Raw genomic sequence first — 1,025 nt, forward strand, 5'->3', positions numbered from 1 at the left:
GCGTTTACCTTAGATATGTCTCAATATTGGCCTACGTTTTCTCTGACACAACAAAAGCCTGCTTCTAACGTCATCCGTTTTCCGCAAACGCAACATCGCCAAGGCTTGTAAAAGGTGTTGTATGTCTCTGTGGATATATCTTCATTTTCCGGCCTTACAGCTTAACGCGCTCCAGTCTTCACCGAATGGTGATGCACTTAATACATCGCAAGGCATGATTGTGGTGGAGGGACGTAAAAACGAAATCATTCAGATGAACCAACGTGCCTCAGAGAATGGCGTCTGTTTAGGAATGGGGCTCGCGACAGCTGCGTCTATGTGTGAAGGGCTGTATGTCATTGAATATGATTCGGCACTTGAATCGGAAAAGCTTAAAGAGATTGCGCATTGGCTGTATATGGTGACGGCTAATATTAGCTTGGTGCCTCCGAATGGCATTCTGTTGCAAGCGAGTAACATGTTAACGCTTTACGATGGTCTAGCTAACTACTGGCAAGCTTTGGTTGATCAGCTCAAACATTTACCGTTTGAGTATTCCTTTGCTTCAGGGTTTTCCCCTTTTGCGGCACGCATGTTAGCCGGGAAAAGCTTTAATCAAATTTCTCAGTCTGAGCGTGCTTTATTTCAGGCAGTAAAGCAGTGTGATTTGTCAGAAACCGAGTTGAGCTCAAAACATATTACAACCTTAAATCGGGTAGGTGTTCATAGCATTGCGGATCTGCTACGTATTCCTTTGCCTGATATTGCTAAACGTTTTGGGTCTGATTTGGTGAATTATGTGGGGCGACTAACTGGGCTGTTTCATCATGTGATCGATTTTTACCATCCACCTAAGCAGTTTCAGCGAAGGTTCGATTTGTTATTTGAAATTATCAATCTGAAACTCTTGGAAAAGCCTTTACTCAAGCTACTCGCATTGCTCGAAAGCTTCTTAATAATGCGTGATCAATATGCGCATGAGCTGCAACTAGAGCTGTACTTGCGCGATGGCAATACTTCTACAGTGTTAGTGACTTCTGCTGCCG

Annotated in this window: 1 protein-coding gene; it reads left to right on the forward strand. The window is 43.8% G+C overall.

Going from position 1 to position 1,025, the window contains the following annotated elements:
* Positions 1–121 precede the first annotated feature (121 nt).
* Positions 122–1,025, forward strand: a 904-nt coding sequence (locus tag A3738_RS17840; protein ID WP_197473903.1) for a DNA polymerase Y family protein, incomplete at its 3' end; no start/stop codon positions are given.

The organism is Oleiphilus sp. HI0066 (assembly GCF_001635725.1).